The sequence below is a fragment of the Bradyrhizobium sp. BRP19 genome, from assembly GCF_020194195.1.
GTDB classification, from domain to species: Bacteria; Pseudomonadota; Alphaproteobacteria; order Rhizobiales; family Xanthobacteraceae; genus Bradyrhizobium; species Bradyrhizobium yuanmingense.
Window position 1 is genome coordinate 262,412 of sequence record NZ_JADYVZ010000003.1, and the last position, 22,290, is coordinate 284,701.

General features: G+C 64.4%; 24 protein-coding genes. 12 read left to right on the forward strand and 12 right to left on the reverse strand.

Translation table 11 applies throughout. The features are described from left to right. Nucleotides 1-3: 3 nt before the first annotated feature. The 5 genes from ssuC to I6F36_RS11515 all read right to left on the reverse strand — a co-directional run bounded on the left by ssuC (nucleotide 4) and on the right by I6F36_RS11515 (nucleotide 5,615). Nucleotides 4-810 (reverse strand): aliphatic sulfonate ABC transporter permease SsuC, encoded by an 807-nt coding sequence (ssuC, locus tag I6F36_RS11495; RefSeq protein WP_225171454.1) that lies wholly within the window; start codon nucleotides 808-810, stop codon nucleotides 4-6. Then, nucleotides 807-1,973: an FMNH2-dependent alkanesulfonate monooxygenase gene (gene ssuD / locus I6F36_RS11500; RefSeq protein WP_225126221.1), complete on the reverse strand. Its 1,167-nt coding sequence runs from the start codon at nucleotides 1,971-1,973 to the stop codon at nucleotides 807-809. The genes ssuC and ssuD overlap by 4 nt, the downstream gene beginning before the upstream one ends. An 8-nt stretch (nucleotides 1,974-1,981) precedes the next feature. After that, nucleotides 1,982-2,935 (reverse strand): sulfonate ABC transporter substrate-binding protein, encoded by a 954-nt coding sequence (locus I6F36_RS11505; protein WP_225171455.1) that lies wholly within the window; start codon nucleotides 2,933-2,935, stop codon nucleotides 1,982-1,984. A gap of 38 nt (nucleotides 2,936-2,973) precedes the next feature. Next, entirely contained in the window at nucleotides 2,974-3,924 is a 951-nt protein-coding gene (locus tag I6F36_RS11510) for a sulfonate ABC transporter substrate-binding protein (protein ID WP_225171456.1), read from the reverse strand. 524 nt (nucleotides 3,925-4,448) lie between these two features. After that, nucleotides 4,449-5,615, reverse strand: coding sequence for a cytochrome P450 (locus tag I6F36_RS11515; protein WP_225171457.1), 1,167 nt, complete (start codon nucleotides 5,613-5,615; stop codon nucleotides 4,449-4,451). A gap of 161 nt (nucleotides 5,616-5,776) precedes the next feature. Here I6F36_RS11515 and I6F36_RS11520 point away from each other — a divergent pair, with 161 nt between their 5' ends. The 3 genes from I6F36_RS11520 (at nucleotide 5,777) to I6F36_RS11530 (ending at nucleotide 7,894) form a co-directional block, all read left to right on the forward strand. Next, nucleotides 5,777-6,172: a hypothetical protein gene (locus I6F36_RS11520; RefSeq protein WP_225171458.1), complete on the forward strand. Its 396-nt coding sequence runs from the start codon at nucleotides 5,777-5,779 to the stop codon at nucleotides 6,170-6,172. A 278-nt stretch (nucleotides 6,173-6,450) separates the two neighbouring features. Continuing rightward, nucleotides 6,451-7,563, forward strand: a complete 1,113-nt coding sequence (locus I6F36_RS11525) for a helix-turn-helix transcriptional regulator (RefSeq protein ID WP_036022142.1) — start codon at nucleotides 6,451-6,453, stop codon at nucleotides 7,561-7,563. A 127-nt stretch (nucleotides 7,564-7,690) separates the two neighbouring features. Further along, nucleotides 7,691-7,894: a hypothetical protein gene (locus tag I6F36_RS11530; protein ID WP_050995847.1), complete on the forward strand. Its 204-nt coding sequence runs from the start codon at nucleotides 7,691-7,693 to the stop codon at nucleotides 7,892-7,894. A 38-nt stretch (nucleotides 7,895-7,932) separates the two neighbouring features. Here the strand turns inward: I6F36_RS11530 and I6F36_RS11535 are convergent, their stop codons facing one another. Together I6F36_RS11535 and I6F36_RS11540 are read right to left on the reverse strand one after the other, a co-directional pair. Next, on the reverse strand, nucleotides 7,933-8,703 hold the full coding sequence (locus tag I6F36_RS11535; RefSeq protein WP_225171459.1) for a helix-turn-helix transcriptional regulator: 771 nt from the start codon (nucleotides 8,701-8,703) through the stop codon (nucleotides 7,933-7,935). A gap of 195 nt (nucleotides 8,704-8,898) precedes the next feature. Beyond that, entirely contained in the window at nucleotides 8,899-9,165 is a 267-nt protein-coding gene (locus tag I6F36_RS11540; protein ID WP_225171460.1) for a hypothetical protein, read from the reverse strand. A 101-nt stretch (nucleotides 9,166-9,266) separates the two neighbouring features. Here I6F36_RS11540 and I6F36_RS11545 point away from each other — a divergent pair, with 101 nt between their 5' ends. From I6F36_RS11545 to I6F36_RS11555, 3 genes are all read left to right on the forward strand, one after another. After that, on the forward strand, nucleotides 9,267-10,172 hold the full coding sequence (locus I6F36_RS11545; RefSeq protein ID WP_225171461.1) for a LysR family transcriptional regulator: 906 nt from the start codon (nucleotides 9,267-9,269) through the stop codon (nucleotides 10,170-10,172). 157 nt (nucleotides 10,173-10,329) lie between these two features. Continuing rightward, the gene (locus tag I6F36_RS11550; RefSeq protein ID WP_225171462.1) at nucleotides 10,330-11,604 is read left to right on the forward strand and encodes an SDR family oxidoreductase; all 1,275 of its coding nucleotides are present in this window, start codon (nucleotides 10,330-10,332) and stop codon (nucleotides 11,602-11,604) included. Next, complete coding sequence (locus I6F36_RS11555) at nucleotides 11,604-12,083, forward strand: DUF2269 domain-containing protein (RefSeq protein WP_225126236.1); 480 nt, start codon at nucleotides 11,604-11,606, stop codon at nucleotides 12,081-12,083. The genes I6F36_RS11550 and I6F36_RS11555 overlap by 1 nt, the downstream gene beginning before the upstream one ends. Before the next feature lie 80 nt (nucleotides 12,084-12,163). Here the strand turns inward: I6F36_RS11555 and I6F36_RS11560 are convergent, their stop codons facing one another. The 5 genes from I6F36_RS11560 to I6F36_RS11580 form a co-directional block, all read right to left on the reverse strand. After that, nucleotides 12,164-12,901, reverse strand: coding sequence for a hypothetical protein (locus I6F36_RS11560; protein WP_225171463.1), 738 nt, complete (start codon nucleotides 12,899-12,901; stop codon nucleotides 12,164-12,166). Next, nucleotides 12,898-13,314, reverse strand: a complete 417-nt coding sequence (locus I6F36_RS11565; RefSeq protein WP_225171464.1) for a phage holin family protein — start codon at nucleotides 13,312-13,314, stop codon at nucleotides 12,898-12,900. The genes I6F36_RS11560 and I6F36_RS11565 overlap by 4 nt, the downstream gene beginning before the upstream one ends. After that, on the reverse strand, nucleotides 13,311-13,988 hold the full coding sequence (locus tag I6F36_RS11570; protein WP_225171465.1) for a hypothetical protein: 678 nt from the start codon (nucleotides 13,986-13,988) through the stop codon (nucleotides 13,311-13,313). Before I6F36_RS11570 ends, I6F36_RS11565 begins: the two co-directional genes overlap by 4 nt. Nucleotides 13,989-13,999: 11 nt before the next feature. After that, nucleotides 14,000-14,947 (reverse strand): DUF3618 domain-containing protein, encoded by a 948-nt coding sequence (locus I6F36_RS11575; RefSeq protein WP_346656650.1) that lies wholly within the window; start codon nucleotides 14,945-14,947, stop codon nucleotides 14,000-14,002. 267 nt (nucleotides 14,948-15,214) lie between these two features. Next, complete coding sequence (locus I6F36_RS11580) at nucleotides 15,215-16,420, reverse strand: LLM class flavin-dependent oxidoreductase (protein ID WP_225171467.1); 1,206 nt, start codon at nucleotides 16,418-16,420, stop codon at nucleotides 15,215-15,217. A gap of 230 nt (nucleotides 16,421-16,650) precedes the next feature. Here I6F36_RS11580 and napE point away from each other — a divergent pair, with 230 nt between their 5' ends. The 6 genes from napE (at nucleotide 16,651) to I6F36_RS11610 (ending at nucleotide 22,206) form a co-directional block, all read left to right on the forward strand. Next, nucleotides 16,651-16,836: a periplasmic nitrate reductase, NapE protein gene (napE, locus tag I6F36_RS11585; RefSeq protein ID WP_018318384.1), complete on the forward strand. Its 186-nt coding sequence runs from the start codon at nucleotides 16,651-16,653 to the stop codon at nucleotides 16,834-16,836. Nucleotides 16,837-16,862: 26 nt separating this feature from the next. Then, nucleotides 16,863-17,177, forward strand: coding sequence for a chaperone NapD (locus tag I6F36_RS11590; RefSeq protein ID WP_035998976.1), 315 nt, complete (start codon nucleotides 16,863-16,865; stop codon nucleotides 17,175-17,177). Between the two features lie 16 nt (nucleotides 17,178-17,193). Next, nucleotides 17,194-19,707 carry a nitrate reductase catalytic subunit NapA gene (gene napA, locus I6F36_RS11595; protein ID WP_225171468.1) on the forward strand — a complete coding sequence of 838 codons (2,514 nt, stop codon included), beginning with the start codon at nucleotides 17,194-17,196 and terminating at the stop codon, nucleotides 19,705-19,707. Continuing rightward, entirely contained in the window at nucleotides 19,704-20,174 is a 471-nt protein-coding gene (locus I6F36_RS11600) for a nitrate reductase cytochrome c-type subunit (RefSeq protein ID WP_035998936.1), read from the forward strand. The genes napA and I6F36_RS11600 overlap by 4 nt, the downstream gene beginning before the upstream one ends. Beyond that, on the forward strand, nucleotides 20,171-20,824 hold the full coding sequence (locus I6F36_RS11605) for a NapC/NirT family cytochrome c (RefSeq protein ID WP_035998932.1): 654 nt from the start codon (nucleotides 20,171-20,173) through the stop codon (nucleotides 20,822-20,824). Before I6F36_RS11600 ends, I6F36_RS11605 begins: the two co-directional genes overlap by 4 nt. Before the next feature lie 266 nt (nucleotides 20,825-21,090). Next, entirely contained in the window at nucleotides 21,091-22,206 is a 1,116-nt protein-coding gene (locus I6F36_RS11610; protein WP_035998929.1) for an ATP-dependent RecD-like DNA helicase, read from the forward strand. Nucleotides 22,207-22,290 lie beyond the last annotated feature (84 nt).

The following is a 22,290-nucleotide window of genomic DNA, read 5'->3' on the forward strand; positions in this document are numbered from 1 at the left end:
CGTTCAACGTTTCTGGAAGGCGGGGTGCCAGGAGAGCGTCAGACGCTCCAGCACGCGGGAGGCGCTGTCGGCGAGCTTGCCGAGCAGGGCGTAGATCAGGATCGAGAGCACGACGACGTCGATCAGCATGAACTCGCGCGCTTGCATCGCCATGTAGCCGAGGCCGGAAGAGGCCGCGATGGTCTCGGCGACGATTAGCGTCAGCCACATGATGCCGAGCGCAAAGCGGATGCCGACGAAGATCGAGGGCAGCGCGCCCGGGAAGATGACGCGGCGGAACAACTCACCGTCCGTCATGCCGTAGATGCGGCCCATCTCGATCAGCTGCGGATCGACGGTGCGGATGCCGTGCAGCGTGTTGAGATAGATCGGGAAGAACACCCCGAGCGCCACCAGGAAGAGCTTTGCGCTTTCGTCGATGCCGAACCAGAGGATGACCAGCGGGATCAGCGCCAGATGCGGCACGTTGCGCACCATCTGCAGGGTGGTATCGGTGAGCCTGGCCGAAAGCTGCGACAGGCCGTTGGCGAGGCCGAAGGCGAAGCCGATGCTGCCGCCGATCAAAAAGCCGATCGAGGCGCGCCAGAACGACACCCAGATGTTGCGGACGAGCTCACCGGAGACCAGCAGCTTCCAGCCCGCGAGCACGACGTCGCTCGGGGCCGGCAGTACCCGCGTCGGCACGAAGCCGGTGACGCTCGCGACCTGCCAGACCGCGACGATGGCGAGCGGCACGATCCACTGGATCAGGCCGTCGGCCCGCGGCAGGCGGATGCTGCGCGGAAGCGAAATGCTGTCGATCAGGCTCATGACTGCGACACCCGGTGCTGCGGACGGAAATCGCTGCCGACGGTCTCGCCGAACGGACCGCCGTTGAAATGCAGCTTCGTCACGTTGCTCGGCTGCTCCAGCGCGAGCAGCGGGAACACCAGCTCGGCGAAGCGATAGGCTTCCTCCAGATGCGGATAGCCCGACATGATGAAGGTATCGATGCCGAGATCCTGATACTCCTTGATGCGGGCCGCAACCGTCTGGGCGTCGCCGACCAGAGCCGTGCCGGCGCCGCCGCGGACGAGGCCGACGCCGGCCCACAGGTTCGGCGCGATCTCGAGCTTGTCGCGCTTGCCGCCGTGGAGCTGCGCCATGCGCTGCTGACCGACCGAGTCCATACGGGCAAAGTTCTTCTGGGCCAGCGCGATGGTGTCGTCGCTGACGTGCCTGATCAGCTCGTTTGCGGCGTGCCAGGCTTCTTCGTTGGTCTCGCGGACAATGACGTGTAGACGGATGCCGAAGGAGAGTTTGCGGCCACGAGCTGCGGCAACCTCCCTCACCTTCGCGATCTTCTCGGCGACCAGCGCCGGCGGCTCGCCCCAGGTGAGATATTTGTCGACGGTGTCCGCCGCGACGTCGATGCCGGCATCGGAGGAGCCGCCGAAATAGAGCGGGGGCCGCGGCGACTGCACGGGGGGAAACAGCAGCTTGCCGCCCTCGATGCGGATGTGCTTGCCCTCGGCGTTCACCGTCTTGCCGGCGAGCAGGTCGCTGTAGACGTTGAGGAACTCGCGGGTGACCTCGTAGCGCTCGTCGTGGCCGAGGAAGATGCCGTCGCCCTTGTTCTCGACGGGATCGCCGCCGGTGACGACGTTGACGAGAAGCCGGCCGTTCGAGACGCGATCGAGCGTCGCGGTCATGCGCGCGGCCACGCTCGGCGATTGCAGGCCGGGACGAACGGCGACGAGATAGCGCAGCCGCTCCGTGAACGGCGCAACCGAAGACGCGACGATCCAGGAATCCTCGCAGGACCGGCCGGTCGGCAACAGCACGCCGAAATAGCCGAGCTGATCGGCGGCCTGCGCGACCTGGCGCAGATAGTTGAAATTGACCTCGCGGCCGCCGATGCCGGTGCCGAGATAGCGGCCGTCGCCATGCGTCGGCAGGAACCAGAGGATGTTGGCGTTTGATTGCTTGCTCATGAGTGTGCTCACGTTCCCGGCTTCCGCGCCACGTCGGAAATCTTGATGGATTTGGGGATCAGGCCGAGCGCGAAGAACGCGTCGGCCACCTGCTGCTGGTCGGCGATGACGGCATCGGTGATCGGCTTGATGCCGTAGGACTGGCGCTTCAGGGCCACCTCGACCACGGGGACCGGGAGACCGATCGAGGGAGCCAGCTGCTCGGCTACGGCGCGGATGTCGCCCTTGGCCCAATCATCGACCGCGCTGAGTTCGGCGAGCACGGCATCGACGATCTTCGGGTTGGCTTCGAGGAATTTCTTGGAGGCGAAGTAGAACTGGTAGTTGGCCACGATGCCGCTGCCATCGGCCAGCGTGCGTGCGCCGGTGGCCGCTTCCGCCGCGGCCTGGAACGGATCCCAGATCACCCAGGCATCGACTGCGCCGCGTTCGAAGGCGGCCCGCGCGTCGGCTGGTGCCAGGAACACGGTCTCGATCTCCGAGTATTTGACGCCGGCTTTCTCAAGCGCCTTGACGAGGAGATAGTGGACGTTGGAGCCCTTGTTGAGCGCGACCTTCTTGCCCTTGAGGTCGGCAACGGATTTCAGCGGACTTTCCTTCGGGACCAGGATCGCCTCGCCCTTCGGCGCCGGCGGCTCGTAGGCCACATACTGGATCGGCGCGCCGGCGGCCTGCGCGAAGATCGGCGGAGCTTCGCCGGTGTTGCCGAAATCGATCGCGCCGACGTTAAGCGCTTCGAGCAGCGGCGGACCGGACGGAAATTCGGTCCACACCACCTTGTAGCCGTCAGCGGCGAGCTTCGGCTCCAGCGTGCCCTTGCTCTTGAGCAGCACCAGCTTGCCGTACTTCTGGTAGCCGATGCGGACCACCTTATCCTGACCGTAGGAGGTGCCGACGGCGGCCGCGACGATGCCGATCGACAGCACGATGGCTGCGATCACGCGTCGAACGATGCGCTTCATGTTCAGACCTTTTTGAACGGGAAGAGTTGTCGGCACGGTCAGGCTGCCGGGTTGCGCCAGACGATGTCGCGAATATGAATCGGCTTCGGGATCAGGCCGAGCTTGTAGAAGCGGTCGGCGACGCCCTGCTGCGTCGCGATGATCTCGTCGGTGACGGGGCCGACCACGAAGTTCGCGCGATTGGCGGCGACGGTCTGGATATCCAAGGGGACGCCGGTGATCGCAGCGAGCGATCTTGCGACCTCCTCGCGGTGCTGCTCGGCCCATTGGCCTGCCGCGGTCGTCACGTCAACGATCTGCTGCAGGATCGCCCCATGGTTCTTCGCGAACTCCCGGTTGGCGATGTAGAAGGAATTGGTCTTGGTGACCTCGCGCGCATTGATCAGGATGCGGCCGTTCTGCTTGGTCTCGCCGATCGCGAAATACGGATCCCAGATCGCCCAGGCCTCGATGCTGCCATTGGCGAAGGCGGGGCCGGCATCCGGCGGCGTCAGGTAGACCGGTGTGATGTCGGCATAGGTGAGGCCGGCCTTCTCCAGCGTCTGCACCACGACGTTGTGGGCGCTGGAGCCCTTGGTGAAGCCGATGCGCTTGCCCTTGAGATGGGTGATGTCGCGGATCGGCGAATCCTTGGGCACCAGGATGCCCTGGCCGTTGGTGATGGGCTGACCGGCGGCGTAGACGATCGCCGCGCCCGCGGCCTGGGCGAACACAGGCGGGGAATCTCCGACCGCGCCGAAATCGACGCTGCCGACGTTCATCGCCTCCATCATCGGCGGGCCCGAGGAGAACTCGATCCACTTCACCTCGATGCCTGAGGCTGCGAAATGTCTTTCCAGGGCAGCCTGCTGGCGCGTGATGACCAGCACGCCGGTCTTCTGGTAGCCGATACGAATTTCCTTCACCGCCCCTTGCGCAATCGCAGGCGATGCGAACGCGGCGGCGGCCGCAGTTCCAACCGAAAGTTTCAGAAAGTCTCGACGCTGCATTCCACACTCCCGGCCGCGTGCGGCCGTCATCATTCACGTTTGCCGAATGATGGTGCGCGTCATCGGAAGTGTCGAGACGTCCGCGAAAATAGCGATGCGAGCACTGCGCTGCATGCCGCGCGCGTGACTAATCTTTCAAGCGGCGAAGCGAATGAGGATGGAATTTTTCTGCACGCGAATGTGAGGGCTCCACGGATTTGGTCGGGCCCGGACCGGCGGAACATAAAAGTCGCAAAACAACCCCATGCACAGTAGCCGGGCGTGCGAAAACAACGACTTACGTATTATCCGAAGTGCGTTTGACTCGTCGGGCAAAACAGCGACAGAATGGCATGATTTCGTAGTGGGTGCCGAGGCGCGGAGCTCCCTCCACCCGCTCGCCGTCATTTCCCGCGAAGGCGGGGAATCCAGTACGCCGCGGCCCGGCGATTCAACCACAACTGTCTCGGAGTACTGGATCGCCCGGTCAAGCCGGGCGATGACACCGAACGTGTGACGGGCGGCGTGCCACGAGCACCACCGGCCTATTGCTCCCACCTCACCGGCAGATTCTGCAGCCCGCGGAAGGCCCAGCCGCCGATCCGCACCTCTTCGTCCTCGGCGAGCTCGATGCGCGAGGCCCGCGCGAACAATGTCGGCAGCGCGACGTCGGCGATCATGGCGCGCGAGGCGAAGGCGCCGGCGCAGAAATGCGGGCCGGCGCCGAAGGCGACGCTCTTGGAGGTGTCGCGCCGCACGTCGAACTGGTCCGCGCGCTCGAAATGCTTCTCGTCGCGGTTGGCGGAGCCGAACATCAGGAATACGCGTTCGTCGAGCTCGAACGCCACATCGCGAATGGTCCAGGGTTTTGCGATGCGGCGCGGCGACATGCCGATCGGCGAGATCCAGCGGGCATATTCCTCGAAGGCTTGCAGCCACGACACCTCGCCGCGCAGGAACAGATCGAGCTGGTCGGGATGGGTCAGCAGCGCCCAGACCGTGCCGGCGATCGCCTTGCGCGGCTCGTTCTGGCCGCCGGAGATGGCAAGCTTGACGTTGGCGCGTACGCTCTCCATCGGCATGTCCGAGGCGAGCAGCACGCCCAAAATGCTCTGGTCGGGATGCTTGCGCATCACCGGCAGGATGTCGTCGATCGCGGCGTCGATGCCCGCGGTCGCCGCATGACAGCGCGCCTCGACCTCAGGGTCGCCTGCATAATTGGCGATGCCTTCGATCATGCCTTGCGACCACGCGTCCATGTCCTGAAAGCCGATATTGGTGAGGCCGGTGATCGACTTCAGGCATTCGCCGGAGAACGGCAGCGCGAAGTCGTGCATCAGATCGATCCGGCCCGGTTCAAGCGAAGCGATGATGCGATCCGCATGGGACTGGAACTGTGCGGTCCAGTAGCCCTTCACCGTCTTCGGTGAGACCGTCGGAAACATCGCCCGGCGCTCGACGAGATGCGCCTCGCCATCCTTGCGCATCATGTTGTGGCCCATCAGCCGGTTCATCAGGCCGGCGGGCTGGTGCGAGGAGAACACGTCGATCTGCTTCTCCGAGATCGAGATGTCGTCGCGGCTCGTCAGCAGCGTCGAGCCGAGCTGCGGCACGAACGCGATCGGCGCCTCTTTCCGCATCCTGGCGAGCATCGGATAGGGGTCGGCCCAGAAGGCAGCCGGGTCGATCTCGATGCGCGGCGCGGTGCTCAAGCTTCGCTCCCTTGTCGTCTCCTCGATGCCGAGGCTAGCGCCTTTCAGTTGCCGCCGTCTGTCCCCATGGATTGGGACAGGCGGGCCAAAAAGCTGCCGCTCGCGTCAACCATGCCAGCGTCGAACTGCTGTGACGTCAACTCGGCAAAGGTGCGACGGGGTTGCGCATCATTCACCTCTGGAAGAAAATTCCAGCTCAGCACGATATCCAGGGCCTGCACTGCCTTCTGAACTGGCGCAGCTCGACGGGTTCGGCCATCCTGTATCTTCTCAGGCCTTTGTCTGCTTTCAACTCAGATGGCAGCTCCGGCCAGCAAGAAAGCGCCGCCAAGCGCGACCATCACAAGTCCAGGCCAGTTCGATTTGACGCCGAAGCCGCTACCGGGCCTTTCAGGCTCCAGCGTGTCACGTCCGGAGCGAAGCCACTTCCCACCACTGAATCGACCTCGCCAAATGGGCTGAAACGCCATTTGGAGTACGCCGCCGAAAACAAGGAGCACTCCAAGCCATATGAGGATCATGCTCGCCTCCTCTATCCGCAAACGCCGATAGGTTGATGCGCCGAGAACAGTGGTCCATCAGCGCTGCCCCCGGCTTACGGAATCAGACCGACCTTGGAAAGCCGCCGGGATAACCTCTGACCTCTCAAATAGTTGATATTTGGACATGATTTCTGCTAGGCGTCCATCCGGGCCAGCTTGGGAAATAGTAGCAATTGGTTCCGCCGAAGCGGATTGGTATCAAGAGCCTTGGGCGGGCGAAGCATGAAGGCTGCTGCAGAAATGCACGCCGCGCGTCTGAAAGATCGGTCGAATCTGATGGGTCCAGCGCAGCAATGACGGGCATCGATTTCGAGCAGATCGTGGACCGCATCCACGAGGCAGCGACCGTTCCGGAGCTCTGGCCGGACGTCCTGGAGAACATCGCTCATGCCGCGGGCGCGCATGGCATGGTCATGATCACCTCGGACTCCGATCAATGGTCCGGTGTCTGGAATGGTGTCGTGACGTCGCCGTCGATCCGCGAGGCTTTCTCGGCGTTCCTGCGTGGCGACCTCTCCAGCCGGACGGAGACGACCCCGCGACTCCTGGCGCTTGATCACCCCGGCTTCGTCGGCGAGCACGAGGCATTTTCGCCGGAGGAATGGGAGCGCGATCCATATCGGGTGGAATGGAACAAGAAGTGGGGCTTCGAACACGCCTGCGCGACGGCGGTCCGCAGCCCGTCCGGTGAGATCATCGTCTTCCACATGGAAAGACTGGCCGGCCGCCCCGCCTTTTCGCGGCAGGATCTCGATTTTCTCGACCGCTTTCGCCCCCATCTCGCGCGGGCGGCTTTGCTGTCGACACGCTGGCGCCTCACCCGGATGCGGGCGGCAACCGAGGCGCTGTCGCTGGTCGGCTTGCCGGCCCTCGCGATCACGCGCTCCGGGCGGGTTCTGACCGCCAACGCCTTGATCGAAGCCATGACCGACCTTCTGCAATGGTTGCCGAAGGACCGGATCGCGATCAAGGACCGCGCCGCCGACACCCTGCTGCGCGCCGGCCTCGCCCAACTCGATGCGCCGGACAAGGCCGTGTGCTCCTTCGCCGCGCGTCGCGCCAGCGATCTCGATCGGGTGGTGCTTCATCTGGTTTCGATGCCGGGCGAGGCCCGCGATCTCTTCGATGGAGCGGTTGGCCTCCTCATCGCGACGCCGGTCACCGCCTCGCAGGCCCCGAGCCTCGCCCTCATTCGCGGCCTGTTCGACCTCACCCCGAGCGAGGCGCGCGTTGCGCGCGGAATCGCGCAAGGACAGACGATCGGCGACATCGCCGCGCATCACGGGCTCAGCCGCGAAACCATCCGCACGCAGGTCAAGGCCGTCCTCGCCAAGACGGGAACGCGCAACCAGAAGAGCGCAGCTGCCCTCTTCGGCGCGATCCCCAAATTACCGCTGAGAGATTGACGCCAGACTTGTTTGATGGCGTGCGTCGGCAGGGACAAGCTTCGCTTCACCCAAATGGGTGAAGACACAGGCCGGCGCTCCGGGTTCAACTTCGCCCAAATTGGATGTCTGGCGAGAAGCGGCGGCAATGGCGGGACCGGAATTTCCGATCTTCGAAGTGACCCTGGCGCAGCGCAGGCGCAGGACATGGAGCTGGAGCGTCTGCACCATTCAAGGGGCGGTGGTGATGCAGGGCCGGGAAGCCAGTCGACCCGCAGCAAAGTACCAGGCCGAGAGAGCGCTGTTCATGCTGCTGCTCACCGCGCCCTATCGTTCCCGACTTTCCGCATAGCAAGGGGGCTCCTCGAGCGCTGCAGGGTTGCCGACGCCTTAGTTCAGCTGGCGCGTCAGCAGGCGCAGCACGATCGCAAACAATTCGCTCTGCGAGGAGATGCCCAGCCGCTCATAGGCGCGCTTGCGGTAGGTCAGGATCGAATGCAGGCTGATGCCGAGCGCCTGCGAAATCGCCTCCGAGCTGAAGCCTCCGAGGATATGGCGGCAGACCTCCTGCTCGCGCAGGGTGAGCGCGGAGAGCGGCTTGCGCGTCGCGAACAGGGACGCAAGATCGGCCGTCGGCTTCTCCTGGAAATGGCGGGCGACGCTGGCTGCGATCGCCGGTGCGATCGCCCCGAGCCGCTCGCGCTGGGCGGCGCTGAAGCGGCCCTGCGCGGCGATCCGATAGAAGTTGACGTAGAAGCAGGTGTCACCGGTCCAGATCGCGGTCGCACATTTGTCGACGATTCCGGAATCCTGGAAGAAGATCTTGCGGTAGCGCGCGCCGTACATGCGCGGCGCGAAGCGAGGCAGCATGATCGGCGCGCCGCCCTCGCCTTCGAACAGCGCATCGCGGTTGGGATCCGTTTCGTGGAACTGGCCGGCATAGGCGGCGCCGAGATCGGCACCGATCGGGATGTTGCCGGCATCGAGCAGGCAGCTTGCCGCGCCTGCCCGGCTCAGCGCGAACACCATGCAATGGCCGACATCGGCCTGCCGGCGCAGCGTGTCGATGAGCACATCGGGAAAATCGGAGCGGCCGATGGCGAGCACCGCGGGCGTGACATCGCCGGCCGACGGATGAAAGGTTGTCCCGTTGGGTCGCACCGTATTCCTCCGCAAGACGCTCTTTTGCGAGAGGATAGCAGCAACGGAATCTTACCGGAAGCGCTCACGAGCACCGCCGCCCAGGGCCGCTCGGCTGTTGCAGACACCATTGGCGGGTCTCACGCTGCGCCTCCCCCTTCGAGACGGCATCGTCGCGATTTTCTCAGATGAGGCTGATCCGATGGCCCCACCGAGTCACTTCACCCTGTGCCTGAAAGCAATCTCGCGCAGATGACTGAAAAGCTTTGAGAGCCGCTTCAAGCGCTCACTGACCAGCGCGCAAAGAAGCATCAGCCACGTTGCGAGCGCGACACACCACAACAGAAATTCCAATGCTGCGGGCATGAGGGCACCTTTCGAAACGAGTTGCGAAACAAAGGCGGGGCACTGATGCTCGTTGAAAAACGCGAGCGCTGCGTCTGCGTTATCAGCCTTTATGGCCTCTCGCGCTGCCGCGATCATGATCGCCTCCGCTGCCGACCGCATTCGAAGGCTATTACGACCTCCTGAATTGCACTAGAATTAATGCTGAAAGTCACAATTCCATTTCGGGGAATGATCCGATGGACAGGCTCGATGAACTTGCGACATTCGTCGCGATAGTTGAGGTTGGAAGTCTGGTAGGCGCAGCAAAGCGATTGAAGCGTTCGCCTCCCGCGGTCACTCGCGCGCTTGCGGCCCTCGAGGAAAGGGTCGGAAGACGATTGGTGGAGCGAACAACCCGCCGTCTTGCACCGACGGATGCCGGACGCCACTTTGCTGAGCGCGCCCGCGAGCTGGTCAACGGCTACTCGACCGTCATGAGCAGGCTTGTCGAGACGGAAGGGGCTCCGCTGCACGGTATCCTGCGAATAGCCGCTCCCACCATCTTCGGACGCCGTCATGTCGCTCCGATCGTATCGAGCTTCCTTGACGCTCATCCGGCGATCCGTATCGAGCTCATCATGGGTGAAAGATCGCTCGACCTGATCAGTGAAGGCATCGATGTTGCGGTCAGGATAGGTCAGCCGCGCGACTCGCGCCTCGTCGTCAGATCAGTGGGGTCGGTCCGTCGCGTCCTGGTGGCCAGCCCTTCCTACTTGCGCAGGCAACGTGAGCTTCGACATCCGCGAGACATACCGAAGCACGATGTCGTGTTCTTTTCCGGATTTGCGGGGCCGACCGAACTGCGTTTTCAGAATCGAGGTCGCTTGCACACGGTTCGCATGATGCCGCGCCTCATGACGACAGATCTCGACACGGTCATTGCCGCCGTGACATCGGGCCAAGGCATCGCTCGACTGTTATCCTATCAGGTCGAAGCCGAGATTTCGTCAGGCAAGCTCGTGCGTCTTCTTCCGGCCTATGAGCCGCCGGCCGTACCGGTTCAAGTCGTGATTCCCGGTTCCCGGCGCACCGCACCGGCTGTGAGGGCATTCGCGGATCACGCCGCTGCGTCGCTCCGTACCCTTTCTATCATCCGCCATTGACTTCAAGGGAGCTGCGCGGGGCGGGGTGTCCGGTTCTCTGCCTGCAGCCAAACCCATCAGTTCCCCCGCGAGGAACGATTGCAGCCCCGCTTTATTGGTCCGTATCTTCAAGGCTTGATCAGGGCGTTGCCCAGGCCGCTCATCGAAGGATCAGTCGATGCGCATCCTTCTCGTCGGGGCTACAGGACTTATCGGATCGGCGATCCACGCCAGGCTGTCCGCCGAAGGACATGACTGCATCTTGGTGTCGCGTCATCCCGCGGCGGCGCACGATCCTCGCCACGTCGCGCTCGACGTCGCCCGGACCACCGATGTGTCGAAATGGAAGGGCCTTCTCGCCGGCGTCGATGCCGTGATCAATGCAGCGGGTGCGCTGCAGGGACAGGACATGCAAGGCGTTCATGTCGCCGGCAGCGCGGCACTCTATGCGGCCTGCGAGACCGCCGGGGTCCGCAGGGTCATCCTGTTCTCGGCAATCGGCAGCAATGTCGATGCGCTCAGCGATTTTTCCCGCACCAAGCGCGAGGGCGAAGCCGCCTTGATGGCGCGGGAGCTCGATTGGGTGGTGCTGCGGCCTTCTGTCGTGGTCGGCCGGCCCGCCTATGGTGGCAGCGCGCTGCTGCGCGGGCTGGCGGCGCTGCCGGTTCTGCCGGTCATGCCGGACACGGCGGCGATTCAACCGGTGCATCTCGACGACGTCGTTGAGACCGTGCTGTTCTTCCTGCAGCCCGGCGCGCCTTCACGGGTCGCGGTCGATCTGGCCGGCCCGCGGCGGATCGCCTTCAGCGATGCGGTCGCGCTGTTTCGCGCCTGGCTGCGCTGGCGCCCGGCCTATCGCCTGCAGCTGCCGCGCTGGGCGGCTTCAATTGCCTATCGTGCGGGCGACGTTGCGCAGATGCTGGGATGGCCAACGCCCATCAACACGACGGCACAGGCGGAAATGCGCCGCGGTGCGACCGGCGATCCCGAGCCCTGGCGTCGATTGACCGGCACTCCACCGCGCGATCTCGAAGTCGTGCTCGCACGCGAGCCTGCGTCGGTGCAGGAACGCTGGTTTGCACAGCTGTATGCGCTCAAGCCGCTGATCTTTGGCGTCTTCGGCGCGTTCTGGATCGCCACCGGCATCATCTCGCTGAGCGCGGGCTGGAATATCGGCATGTCGTTGCTGCTTGAAGGCGGGCTGCAAGGGAACGTCGCGGCGCTCGTCGTCACCGCGGGCGCGCTCGCCGACATCGTCATCGGCATCGCCATTCTCTGGCGGCCTCTGAGCCGCTACGGACTCTGGGCCGCACTGATCATCTCGCTCACCTATGCCGTGATCGGCACCGTCCTGGTGCCGCGACTGTGGGCCGATCCGCTGGGACCGATGCTGAAGATCTGGCCGGTGATCATGCTCAACCTGGTCGCCATGGCCATCCGCGAGGATCGCTGATGCTCTACTTCCTCGTGAAGATGGCGCACATCATCGGCGCTGCCGTGCTGCTCGGCACCGGGGCCGGCATCGCCTTCTTCATGCTGGTGGCGCATCTGCGCGGCGACCCGCGCGAGATCGCGGGCGTCGCGCGGACGGTGGTGCTGGCCGACTTCCTGTTCACGGCGAGTGCCGTGATCCTGCAGCCGATCACCGGGACATGGCTCGCCTGGTCGAGCGGGTATTCCCTCGGCGACGGCTGGGTGGCGGCGTCGATTGCACTGTATCTCGTGATCGGCGCCTTCTGGCTGCCGGTGGTGTGGATGCAGATGCAGATGCGCGATCTCGCCGTCGCAGCGGTCGCGAGCAACGGCAAGCTGCCCGCCCGCTATCACCGTCTGTTCTGGTGGTGGTTCGCCTTCGGCTTTCCGGCTTTCGCGGCCGTGCTGATGATCTTCTGGCTGATGATCGCCCGTCCGGCCATTCCATACTGGGATTAGGTTCGCCTTCAGGACAACCCACCTGCCTGATCACCCAACCAGAGCGGGGCGCGTGGCCAGCGCACCCGCTCTCCCTCGCCTCATTGCGGAGACTTCACCTCGGCACGGGCAGCTGCCGCGGCGTCCATCCCGGCCTGCTTGACTCGGTCCACAATTTCGGCGCCGGTATCGCTGATTTCCGAGACAACCGTGTCCGAGGCTTCGCGCATGGCCTGCGAGACCGCACCGGCGCGCCGGTTCAGGTCAGCCTTCACGTCGTCGCTGACGTCTCCGATATACTGGTTCTCGATCTCGGAGGCGCGGAACGCGCCCGCCACGGCAGCACCAATTGCGATGCCCACGACCCCCAGCACGAGCGGTTGCCGCTCCAGCATGTCTGCCAGTGACGACTTCGCACTCGTCATGGTGTCCTTGTTCGGAAGCGCATTGCTCAGCTTGCTGAATTGCTCCTGCGCGAAGGCGACGCCCTCGTCGAAACGATCCCGGACGCCCTCGGCGGCCTGCGAGACAGTATCGGAAGTGGCGGCGGTCGCGCCACGCAGGGTCTCCCCGAACCCTTGCGAGCCGTCGTTGTCCATTTCGGGGGCGGTCGGCGGCGCCACGGTCCGCTTGATCGCGGATGCTGCCGACCTGAAACCACTCGTCCCGATATCGGCAACAGGTTCGACGGCCTCGGCAGCGGAACGCGCCACAGTCTTCAGCCTCTGGTCGCCGGCCAACAGCCAAAGTGCGCCGCCTCCGATGAGGGCCGCGGCAAGCGGGTTGTCCCTGGCGGCGGTTACCAGATTGTCGATAAAGCCGGTCTTTGTGCTGCTCATCGCACCATTCCCTTCACGGTGTCCTTGTCTTTTTCCAGCTGGCCGATCGTTTCGCGGGGAGCCAGCTGACGCATATCAAGCCGGTTCATGCCCATGGCGACCAGCGCGGCGGCGACGGCCGCAGCGATGACTGCCGATGTCAGATATGACAGCGGCTGCGACCATCCTGCGGAGATCAATGCGGCGGATAGAGCGAATAAGGCCATGACGATGGCCGGGATCACCAGAACGGCGCCGCCTACGATCAAGCCGACGGCGCCGCCGATCTTCTGGAGCTTCTCGCCAAGTTCTGCCTTTGCCAGGTCGATCTCGTTCTGGAACAGCTTGGCGAACTGCGACATGGCATCGCCGAGCAGCGTCGAGATTTCCCTGAACTCGCTTTTGCTGGTTTTGATATCGCGCTCGATGCTCATGGTAACGTGCTGCCCTGGAAGGATGAGGATTGTTGCGTATGGGGGTTACGGGTCCCGGACTCCTGATTCCAGTTTTGCTCTCCCGCCGAAAACGGGGTCCCACCCGACGTTTGCCCGCTCCCCGACCTGCTGCCGGGGGTGTTGCGCTGCCGTTGGGATGACGACTGTCCGCCCGATGCCTTCAGGAAGCGAACGGCCGCGAAGCCAGCCAGCACCGATATGCCAAGAAAGGCGGCCGGCTGACGTTTGGCGAAATCGGTCGCGCCTGCGACAAGATCTCGGAAACTTCCGTCCCGGATCTTCCGAGCGGCATCCTCGACATAGTCCGCCGCCGAACCGATGCCGCGTGCGGCGAACGGTACGTCGCTCTCGAAAGCCCGGCCGGCCTCGCGGATGTTGTCCGCGAGGCGCTCGACGAAATCGGCGCCCGATCGCTGCTGTTCGCGCGCCTGGCTCTGGATCTGGTCCATGGTTCCGTCCGCGACGCCCTTTGCTGCATCCGCGGCCTCGCCGAACTTGTCTCGCGCGACGTCGGCCGATGCCCGGAACGCATCGCCGGCGCGCTGCTTCATCTCCGCTCCGGCATCGCCGATCTGCTCTTTCATGTCCTTCGCGGTGCCCTTGTCCTGGTTCTTTGCGAACTGCTTCACGTTGTGCGGGTCCAAATCGCTCATGATGGTTTCCTTCAGGTGTTGGTTTGAGAGGGGCTAAAGGCAGCTTTGACCACGTCGTCCGCAGCCTCCTTCAGAGTGTCCGCCATGTTCTGCGTCATGCGGCTGGCATGGGTGCCGAGATCAGCATCGGCGACCCTTTGCGCCGCAGCATCGGCCGCCGACGTGGTGGCGTCTTTCGCGGCCTCGAACCCGGATTGCGCCGCGGCGGCAGCAGCCTGCTTCACCCCGTCGCTCGTCCGGCCCATCACCTTAGCTTCGACCTTGGTCTCGGGAAGAGCAGCCGCAATGATGGCGCCGATCGCGATGCCCAGGCCGCCGATGAGCGCAGCATTGTCGCCAATGGCCTGCCGGGCCTGGTCAGGCGCGCTCGCGGCGGCATCCCTGGTTGCATTCATGCCACTCTTGAGCTTTTCACTCGCAAAACTGGCAGCACGCACCGCGCTCTCCCGCAGATCCGAGGCAATGCCGGCGGCCTTCTCCTGCGCGTCATCAGCCATGCCAGCGGTTCGGCTTTGCGCGGAGGACAGCGTCTCCTTGGCATCACCCTGCATCGCCCGTGCGCCCTCGGCCACCCCCTCAAGCATGTGCCCGGCTTTGTCCAAGACCGGGCCGGTGACGTCTGCAGCACGATCGCGCACCGTCTTCGAGGTCAGGGCGAGTCCTGCGCCGATCATGAGAAGTGGCAACGGCGTACCTCGCACCAACCGAAGCAACGGAACGCCCACTGCGGCGCCCGCGGCCACTGCGCCCATCGGGTTGTCCATGATCTGTTGCTTGAGCCCTTCGACCCAGCTCTGGGTCTTGTGGCTGACGTATTCGGTGACTTCGGATTTGATGTGCTGCGGCGAGACTTTGTGGCGAATGTCCTCGGCGGTGTCCGATATCTGCTCCTTCAACCGTCCGACCGTTGCCGCCAGCTCGGCGCGGCTACGCTCGGACTCCCGTCTCAACTCCTCCACGGATCGTGTCATCGCGTTACCCTCTTGCTTTGTTTCTTGGATTTGAGGTCGAACTCACGCTGTGTTGAATCGTTCCTCGCGCCGCTTGGGCGCTTGCTGGGACGACGATATGCGTGAAGCAGCGCAAGGGAGAGCGACGTCGAGCGCCCAGCCATTGCTGGATGCAGAGAGTTCGAAAGGTCTGCTCCGGGTCAAAACGCCGCACTCCTGCGCGGCTCACCGCACCGGCTTCAGCGCCAGGAAGCAGGACCTGTCGTTGCTTACACGCTACCCCGCCGCCGCCTTCGCGGGGGCCACGTTGATCGCCAGCTTGCCGTAGCGATCGATGAAGGCCTCGGTATCGATCTCTTCCAGCTCGATCTCGCCGCTCATCACGCCCTGCTTCCAGGCCGCCTGCGCCGGATCGTTCTGGAACTCCGGCATCACCTCGCGGCCGAACAGCTCCAGCGACTCGCAGATATGCTCGTGGCTGTTCTTGCCGGCCTGGTTGAGCAGGATGACCTGATCGATGTGCGAGGACTGGAAGCGCTTCAGCTTCTTGCGGATCGTGTCGGGTGAGCCGATCAGGCCGCCACGCAGCGCCGCCTCCTGGGCTTGCGGATTGTCGCGCTTCCACTTGTTGTACTCGTCCCACATGTTGACGGTGTAGGGCGCGGGGCGCTGGCGGCTCTGCGAAGCGCCGTAGAAGCGCAGCGCAAACTGGAAGAAGGTGGCGCCGTCGGCGCGGGCGCGCGCCTCTTCATCCGTCTTCGCGCACATGAAGAACGAGACCAGCGCCATGTTCGGATTGATCTCGTAGTCGGCGAGCTTGTGCAGCCGCTTGGTGATGGCGTTGTAATAGGCGTGCACCCAGGCATGCGCGGCATCGGCGCTGACGAACTGGAAGCCGAGCGCACCGAAGCCGTGGCGGCCGGCACGTTCGATGGTCGGCAGCTGCGAGCAGGCCATCCACAGCGGCGGGTGCGGCTTCTGCACCGGCTTGGGCACGACGTTGCGCAAGGGGATGTCGAAATATTTGCCGTGATGCTCTGAGCCTGCGTCCTTGAACATCGGGAAGATGGCCGCGACCGCCTCCTCGAACACCTCCTTCTTGGTCTCCATGTCGCGGCCGAACGGCTCGAGCTCGGTGATCGAGGCGCTCTCGCCCATGCCGAACTCGCAGCGGCCGTTGCTGAGCAAATCCAGCACTGCGACGCGCTCGGCAACCCGCGCCGGATGATTGGTGGTGAGCTGGAGGATGCCGTGGCCGAGCCGGATGTTCTTGGTGCGCTGGCTTGCGGCAGCCAGGAAGGATTCCGGCGAGGGCGAGTGCGAATATTCTTCGAGGAAGTGATGCTCGACCACCCAGGCATGGTCGTAGCCGAGCCTGTCGGCGAGCTCCATCTGGGACAGCGCGTTCTGGTAGAGGGCGAGCTCATCGCCGGCCGCCCAGGGCCGCGGCAGCTGCAGCTCGTAGAAGATGCCGAACTTCATGGCGTCGCTCTCCCGCTTGTTGTTGTTGACGGCATCTTAATGCGCGAGGCGACGCTGTCTACGGATGCGCAATTCCGCCGCGTGGGAGACGATCCATCCTCCGGCGCAGCGAGAAGCAGCCAACCGACATTGATCCAAATCAACGCGCTGTCGGGTGGAACGTATCTAAAGTGCAGCAAGGCGACGGCCCGGATGCCGTCACGATTCCCCACAGCTTCAAGAGACCGAATATGTCGGCCCCTGACGACACGACGTCGCGCGTGCGCCGTAAGCGCATGGAGATTTTCGCCTTCCTGTTCCTGACCGCGATCGTGATGCCCGTGCTCGCGGTCGGGACCGTCGGCAGTTACGGCCTTGGCGTCTGGATCTACCAGATGTTCGCCGGCCCTCCCGGCCCGCCGCCCTCCCCGCATTGATCGGCAACCAGCGAAAGACAGGCATCATGGCTCACGCCACACTCAACCGCCGCGCCTTGATCACCGGCCGGATGCTCAGCGCCGACCGCGTCATCGCGCCGCCGGGCGCCGAGATCGCCAGCATCATCGTGCAGGCGCGGCCCGAGCGCCTTGCCGAACTGGAAGCGGAGATCGCAGCGCTTCCCGGCTGCGAGATTCATGCCCGCGACGCGCGCGGAAAGCTCGTCGTCGTGGCTGAAGCGGCGGATGCCGGCAGCCTTGGCACCATGCTCAACACCATCCAGTCGCTGCCGAACGTCTATTCCGCAGCGCTCGTCTTCCACGCCATTGAAACCGCCTGAGTCAGGAAGAGCCATCATGACATCGCCGAAGCTCGACCGCCGCCAGATGCTCAAGCTCGAGGCCGCCGCGATCGCCGCGGCCGCCGCCGGCCTGCCGGCACCGGCGCTCGCCGCCAACCTCGCCGCCGAGCGGAAGGAGAGCGAATTGAAATGGGACAAGGCCGCCTGCCGCTTCTGCGGCACAGGCTGCTCGGTGATGGTCGCGACCAAGGACAACCGCGTCGTCGCCACCCACGGCGACATCAAGGCCGAGGTCAATCGCGGCCTCAACTGCGTCAAGGGCTACTTCCTCTCCAAGATCATGTACGGCCATGACCGGCTGACGCAGCCGATGCTGCGCAAGACGGGCGGCAAGTACGACAAGAACGGCGAGTTCACGCCCGTCACCTGGACCGAAGCCTTCGACATCATGGAGCTGAAGTGGAAGGAAGCGATCAAGAAGCGCGGCCCCAACGGCGTCGCCATGTTCGGCTCCGGCCAGTGGACGATCTGGGAAGGCTATGCCGCCGTCAAGCTGTTCAAGGCCGGCTTCCGCACCAACAACATCGATCCCAATGCGCGGCACTGCATGGCCTCGGCGGTCGCCGGCATGATGCGCACCTTCGGCATCGACGAGCCGGCCGGCTGCTACGACGACATCGAGGCCACCGATGCCTTCGTGCTGTGGGGCTCCAACATGGCGGAGATGCATCCGATCCTGTGGACGCGCATCGCCGACCGTCGGCTGTCCGCACCGCATGTCCGCGTCGCCGTGCTCTCCACCTTCGAGCACCGCTCGTTCGACCTCGCCGACATCGGCATGGTGTTCAAGCCGCACACCGACCTGTACATCCTCAACGCCATCGCCAACCACATCATCAAGACCGGTCGCGTCAACAAGGACTTCGTTGCCGCACATACCGTGTTCAAGCGCGGCCAGACCGACATCGGCTACGGCCTGCGGCCCGAGCATCCGCTGCAGAAGAAGGCGACGGGCGCGGCGAAACCCAACGACGCCACCGACATGAGCTATGACGAATTCGCCAAGTTCGTGTCGGAGTACACGCTGGAGAAAGCCGCCCAAATGTCGGGCGTGCCGCTGAACCGGCTCGAGGCGCTGGCCGAGTTGTATGCCGACCCGAAGACAAAAGTGGTCTCGTTCTGGACCATGGGCTTCAACCAGCACACCCGCGGCGTCTGGTGCAACAACCTCGTCTACAACATCCACCTTTTGACCGGAAAGATCTCCGCGCCCGGCAACAGCCCGTTCTCGCTGACCGGCCAGCCCTCGGCCTGCGGCACCGCGCGCGAGGTCGGCACCTTCTCGCACCGTCTGCCCGCGGACATGGTGGTGACCAACAAGAAGCATCGCGACCACACGGAGCAGATCTGGCAGCTGCCCGAAGGCACCATTCCGGACAAGCCGGGCGCGCACGCCGTGCTGCAAAGCCGGATGCTGAAGGACGGCCTGATCAACGCCTATTGGGTGCAGGTCAACAACAACCTGCAGGCCGGTCCCAACGTCAACGAGGAGATCTATCCAGGCTTCCGCAACCCCGACAATTTCATCGTGGTCTCCGATGCCTATCCAACCGTGACGGCGCTCGCCGCCGATCTGATCCTGCCCACCGCGATGTGGGTGGAGAAGGAAGGCGCCTACGGCAATGCCGAGCGGCGCACCCAGTTCTGGCACCAGCTCGTCCCCGCGCCGGGCGATTCGAAGTCGGATCTCTGGCAACTCATGGAGTTCTCCAAGCGCTTTAGAATCGAGGAGGTCTGGCCCGCGGAGCTGATCGCCAAGAAGCCGGAATATCGCGGCAAGACCCTGTTCGACGTGCTCTACAAGAATGGCCAGGTCGACAAATTCCCGGTCACCGATATCGAGCCGGGCTATGCCAACGACGAAACCAAGGCGTTCGGCTTCTACGTCCACAAGGGCCTGTTCGAGGAATATGCCCAGTTCGGCCGCGGCCATGGCCACGACCTCGCGCCGTTCGACACCTATCACCGGGAGCGCGGCCTGCGCTGGCCCGTCGTCAACGGCCAGGAGACCAAGTGGCGCTTCCGCGAAGGCAGCGACCCCTACGTCAAGCAGGGCACCAACGTGCAGTTCTACGGCCATGCCGACGGCAAGGCCCGCATCTTCGCGCTGCCCTACGAGCCGCCGGCGGAATCGCCCGATAACGAATATCCCTACTGGCTCTCCACCGGCCGCGTGCTGGAGCACTGGCATTCCGGCACCATGACGCGCCGCGTGCCCGAACTGTTCAAGGCTTTTCCAGAAGCGGTCTGCTTCATGCATCCGGACGATGCGCAGGAGGCGAAGCTGCGCCGCGGCGACGAGGTGAAGGTGGTCTCCCGCCGCGGCTTCATCCGCGCCCGCGTCGAGACGCGCGGCCGCGACCGGCCGCCGCGCGGCCTCGTCTTCGTGCCTTGGTTCGACGAATCCAAGCTGATCAACAAGGTGACGCTCGACGCCACCGATCCGATCTCGCTGCAGACCGACTTCAAAAAATGCGCCGTGCGCATCGAGCGGGTGAACATGTCATGATGAAACGATCCGCAATCATCCTGCTCGCCTTCGCGATCGCAGCGGGCACGAGCTCGCTGACGGCGCAGACGGTGACCTCCGGCCTGCGCGGCCCGACCCCGCTCAACGACGAGGGCCCGGCGCCGCCGATGCTGCCGAACCGCAACACCTCCGAGAAGGAGGTGCGCAACTATCCGGAGCAGCCGCCCGTCATCCCGCACAATATCGACGGCTACCAGGTCGACCTCAACGGCAACAAATGCCTGTCCTGCCATGCACGGGCGCGCACGGCGGAGTCGCAGGCGCCGATGGTGTCGATCACGCACTTCATGGATCGCGACGGCCAGTTCCTGGCCTCGGTCTCGCCGCGCCGCTTCTTCTGCACCGAATGCCACGTGCCGCAGAACACCGCCAATCCTCCGGTCAGCAACGATTTCACCGACATCGACACGCTGCTGTCACGCGCAAGCCCGGGTGGCCGCAGATGACGACGACTGCCGACGATCCCAACGCCGAGCTGAATGCCAAGCGCGGCGTCATCGCGCGCAGCCGGGCGTTCCTGCTCGAGCTGTGGCAGGTGCTGACCCGGCCGAGCTCGGTGTTCGCGCTCGGCACCCTGGTGCTGGCCGGTTTCGTCGCCGGCGTGATCTTCTGGGGCGGCTTCAACACCGCGCTGGAAATCACCAACACCGAGAAGTTCTGCACCGGCTGCCACGAGATGAAGGACAATGTCTACGCCGAGCTGAAGTCGACCGTCCACTTCACCAACCGCTCCGGCGTGCGCGCGACCTGCCCGGACTGCCACGTGCCGCACAACTGGACCGACAAGATCGCGCGAAAGATGCAGGCCTCCAAGGAGGTCTGGGGCAAGATCTTCGGCACGATCGACACCCGCGAGAAATTCCAGGATCACCGGCTCGAGCTCGCCGCGCACGAATGGGCGCGCTTCAAGGCCAACGACTCGCTGGAATGCCGCAACTGCCACAGCGCTGATTCCATGGACATCACCAAGCAATCGCCGCGGGCCTCGGTGGCGCACCAGCGCTTCCTCTTCACCAAGGAAAAGACCTGCATCGACTGCCACAAGGGCATCGCCCACCAGCTGCCCGACATGCGCGGCGTTCCCGGCTGGCAGTAGGGTTTGGCGACGCCTCAGTGAACGCCTCGTCCTTCGAGACGGCTGCTTCGCAGCCTCCTCAGGATGAGGCTCAACGGCATCTTGCCCGCCAAAAATGCCGCCGCGCACTCAGCCCTCATCCTGAGGGCCCGCCAAAGGCGGGCGTCTCGAAGGATGGCGGCCGAGAACGGACTTCAAATGCGACGGGCCCGCGCTTGAACCAGCGGGGCGAATGGTTAGTTTGGGGGAAGGCGAATCGCCTCATTCGCCGCTCCCTCAAGACAGACATGGCCACTTTCACCCCGCATCAGGATGCTGCGCTCAAGGCCGTCGGCGACTGGCTCAAGGCCAAGCCGGGACGGGGCGGCACGCCGCCGGTGTTCCGCCTGTTCGGCTTTGCCGGCACCGGCAAGACCACGCTGGCGCGGCACATTGCCGAGGGTGTCGACGGCGAGGTGAAGTTCGCCGCCTTCACCGGCAAGGCGGCCCTCGTCATGCGCAACAAGGGCTGCGACGGCGCCTCCACCATTCATTCGTTGATCTACCGCGCCCGCGAATCCGGCGAGGAGCAGCCGAGCTTCGAGCTGTGGGACGACGCGCCCGCCTCCAAGGCCAAGCTGATCGTGATCGACGAATGCTCGATGGTCGACGCCGAACTGGGGCGCGACCTGATGTCGTTCGACTGTCCCCTCCTCGTGCTGGGCGATCCCGCGCAGTTGCCGCCGATCCAGGGCGGCGGCTTCTTCACCAATTCCGAGCCGGACGCGATGCTGACAGAGGTGCATCGCCAGGCCCAGGACGATCCGATCGTGCGGATGTCGATGGACGTCCGCGAGGGACGCGAACTCGACATTGGCCGTTACGGCGAGAGCGAGGTCGTCTCGCGCAAGGAGCTCGATCCCGATCGCGTCATGGGCGCCGACCAGATCCTGGTCGGCCGCAACAACACGCGCCGCGCCTACAACATGCGGGTGCGCCAGCGCCAGAACATCGAGGACCAGTTCCCGGTCGCCGGCGACAAGCTGGTGTGCCTGCGCAACAACCGCAAGAAGGGCCTGTTCAATGGCGGCCTGTGGCGCGTCAAGTCGCGCAACACCTCGCGATCGAAATCGCGCATCCTCTCAATGCGGTTGTCGCCGGATGAGGATTTCGGTCACAAGGTGACCAAGGTCTCAGTGCGCGCCGATTGCTTCGAGGGCGGCGTCGAGCAGATCGCTTGGGAGCAGCGCAAGCCCTATGACGAGTTCGACTACGGCTACGTCCTGACCGTGCACAAATCGCAGGGCTCGCAATGGGACGACGTCGTGCTGTTCGACGAGAGCTTTGCGTTCCAGGATTCGCGGGCGCGGTGGCTCTATACCGGCATCACGCGTGCCGCGAAACGGCTGAGCGTGGTGGTATGAAGCTGCCGTAGCGCGGATGAGCGTAGCGATATCCGCCGCTTGTAGCTGCGCTCATCCGGGCCACGGACCCGCACAATGAGCAGC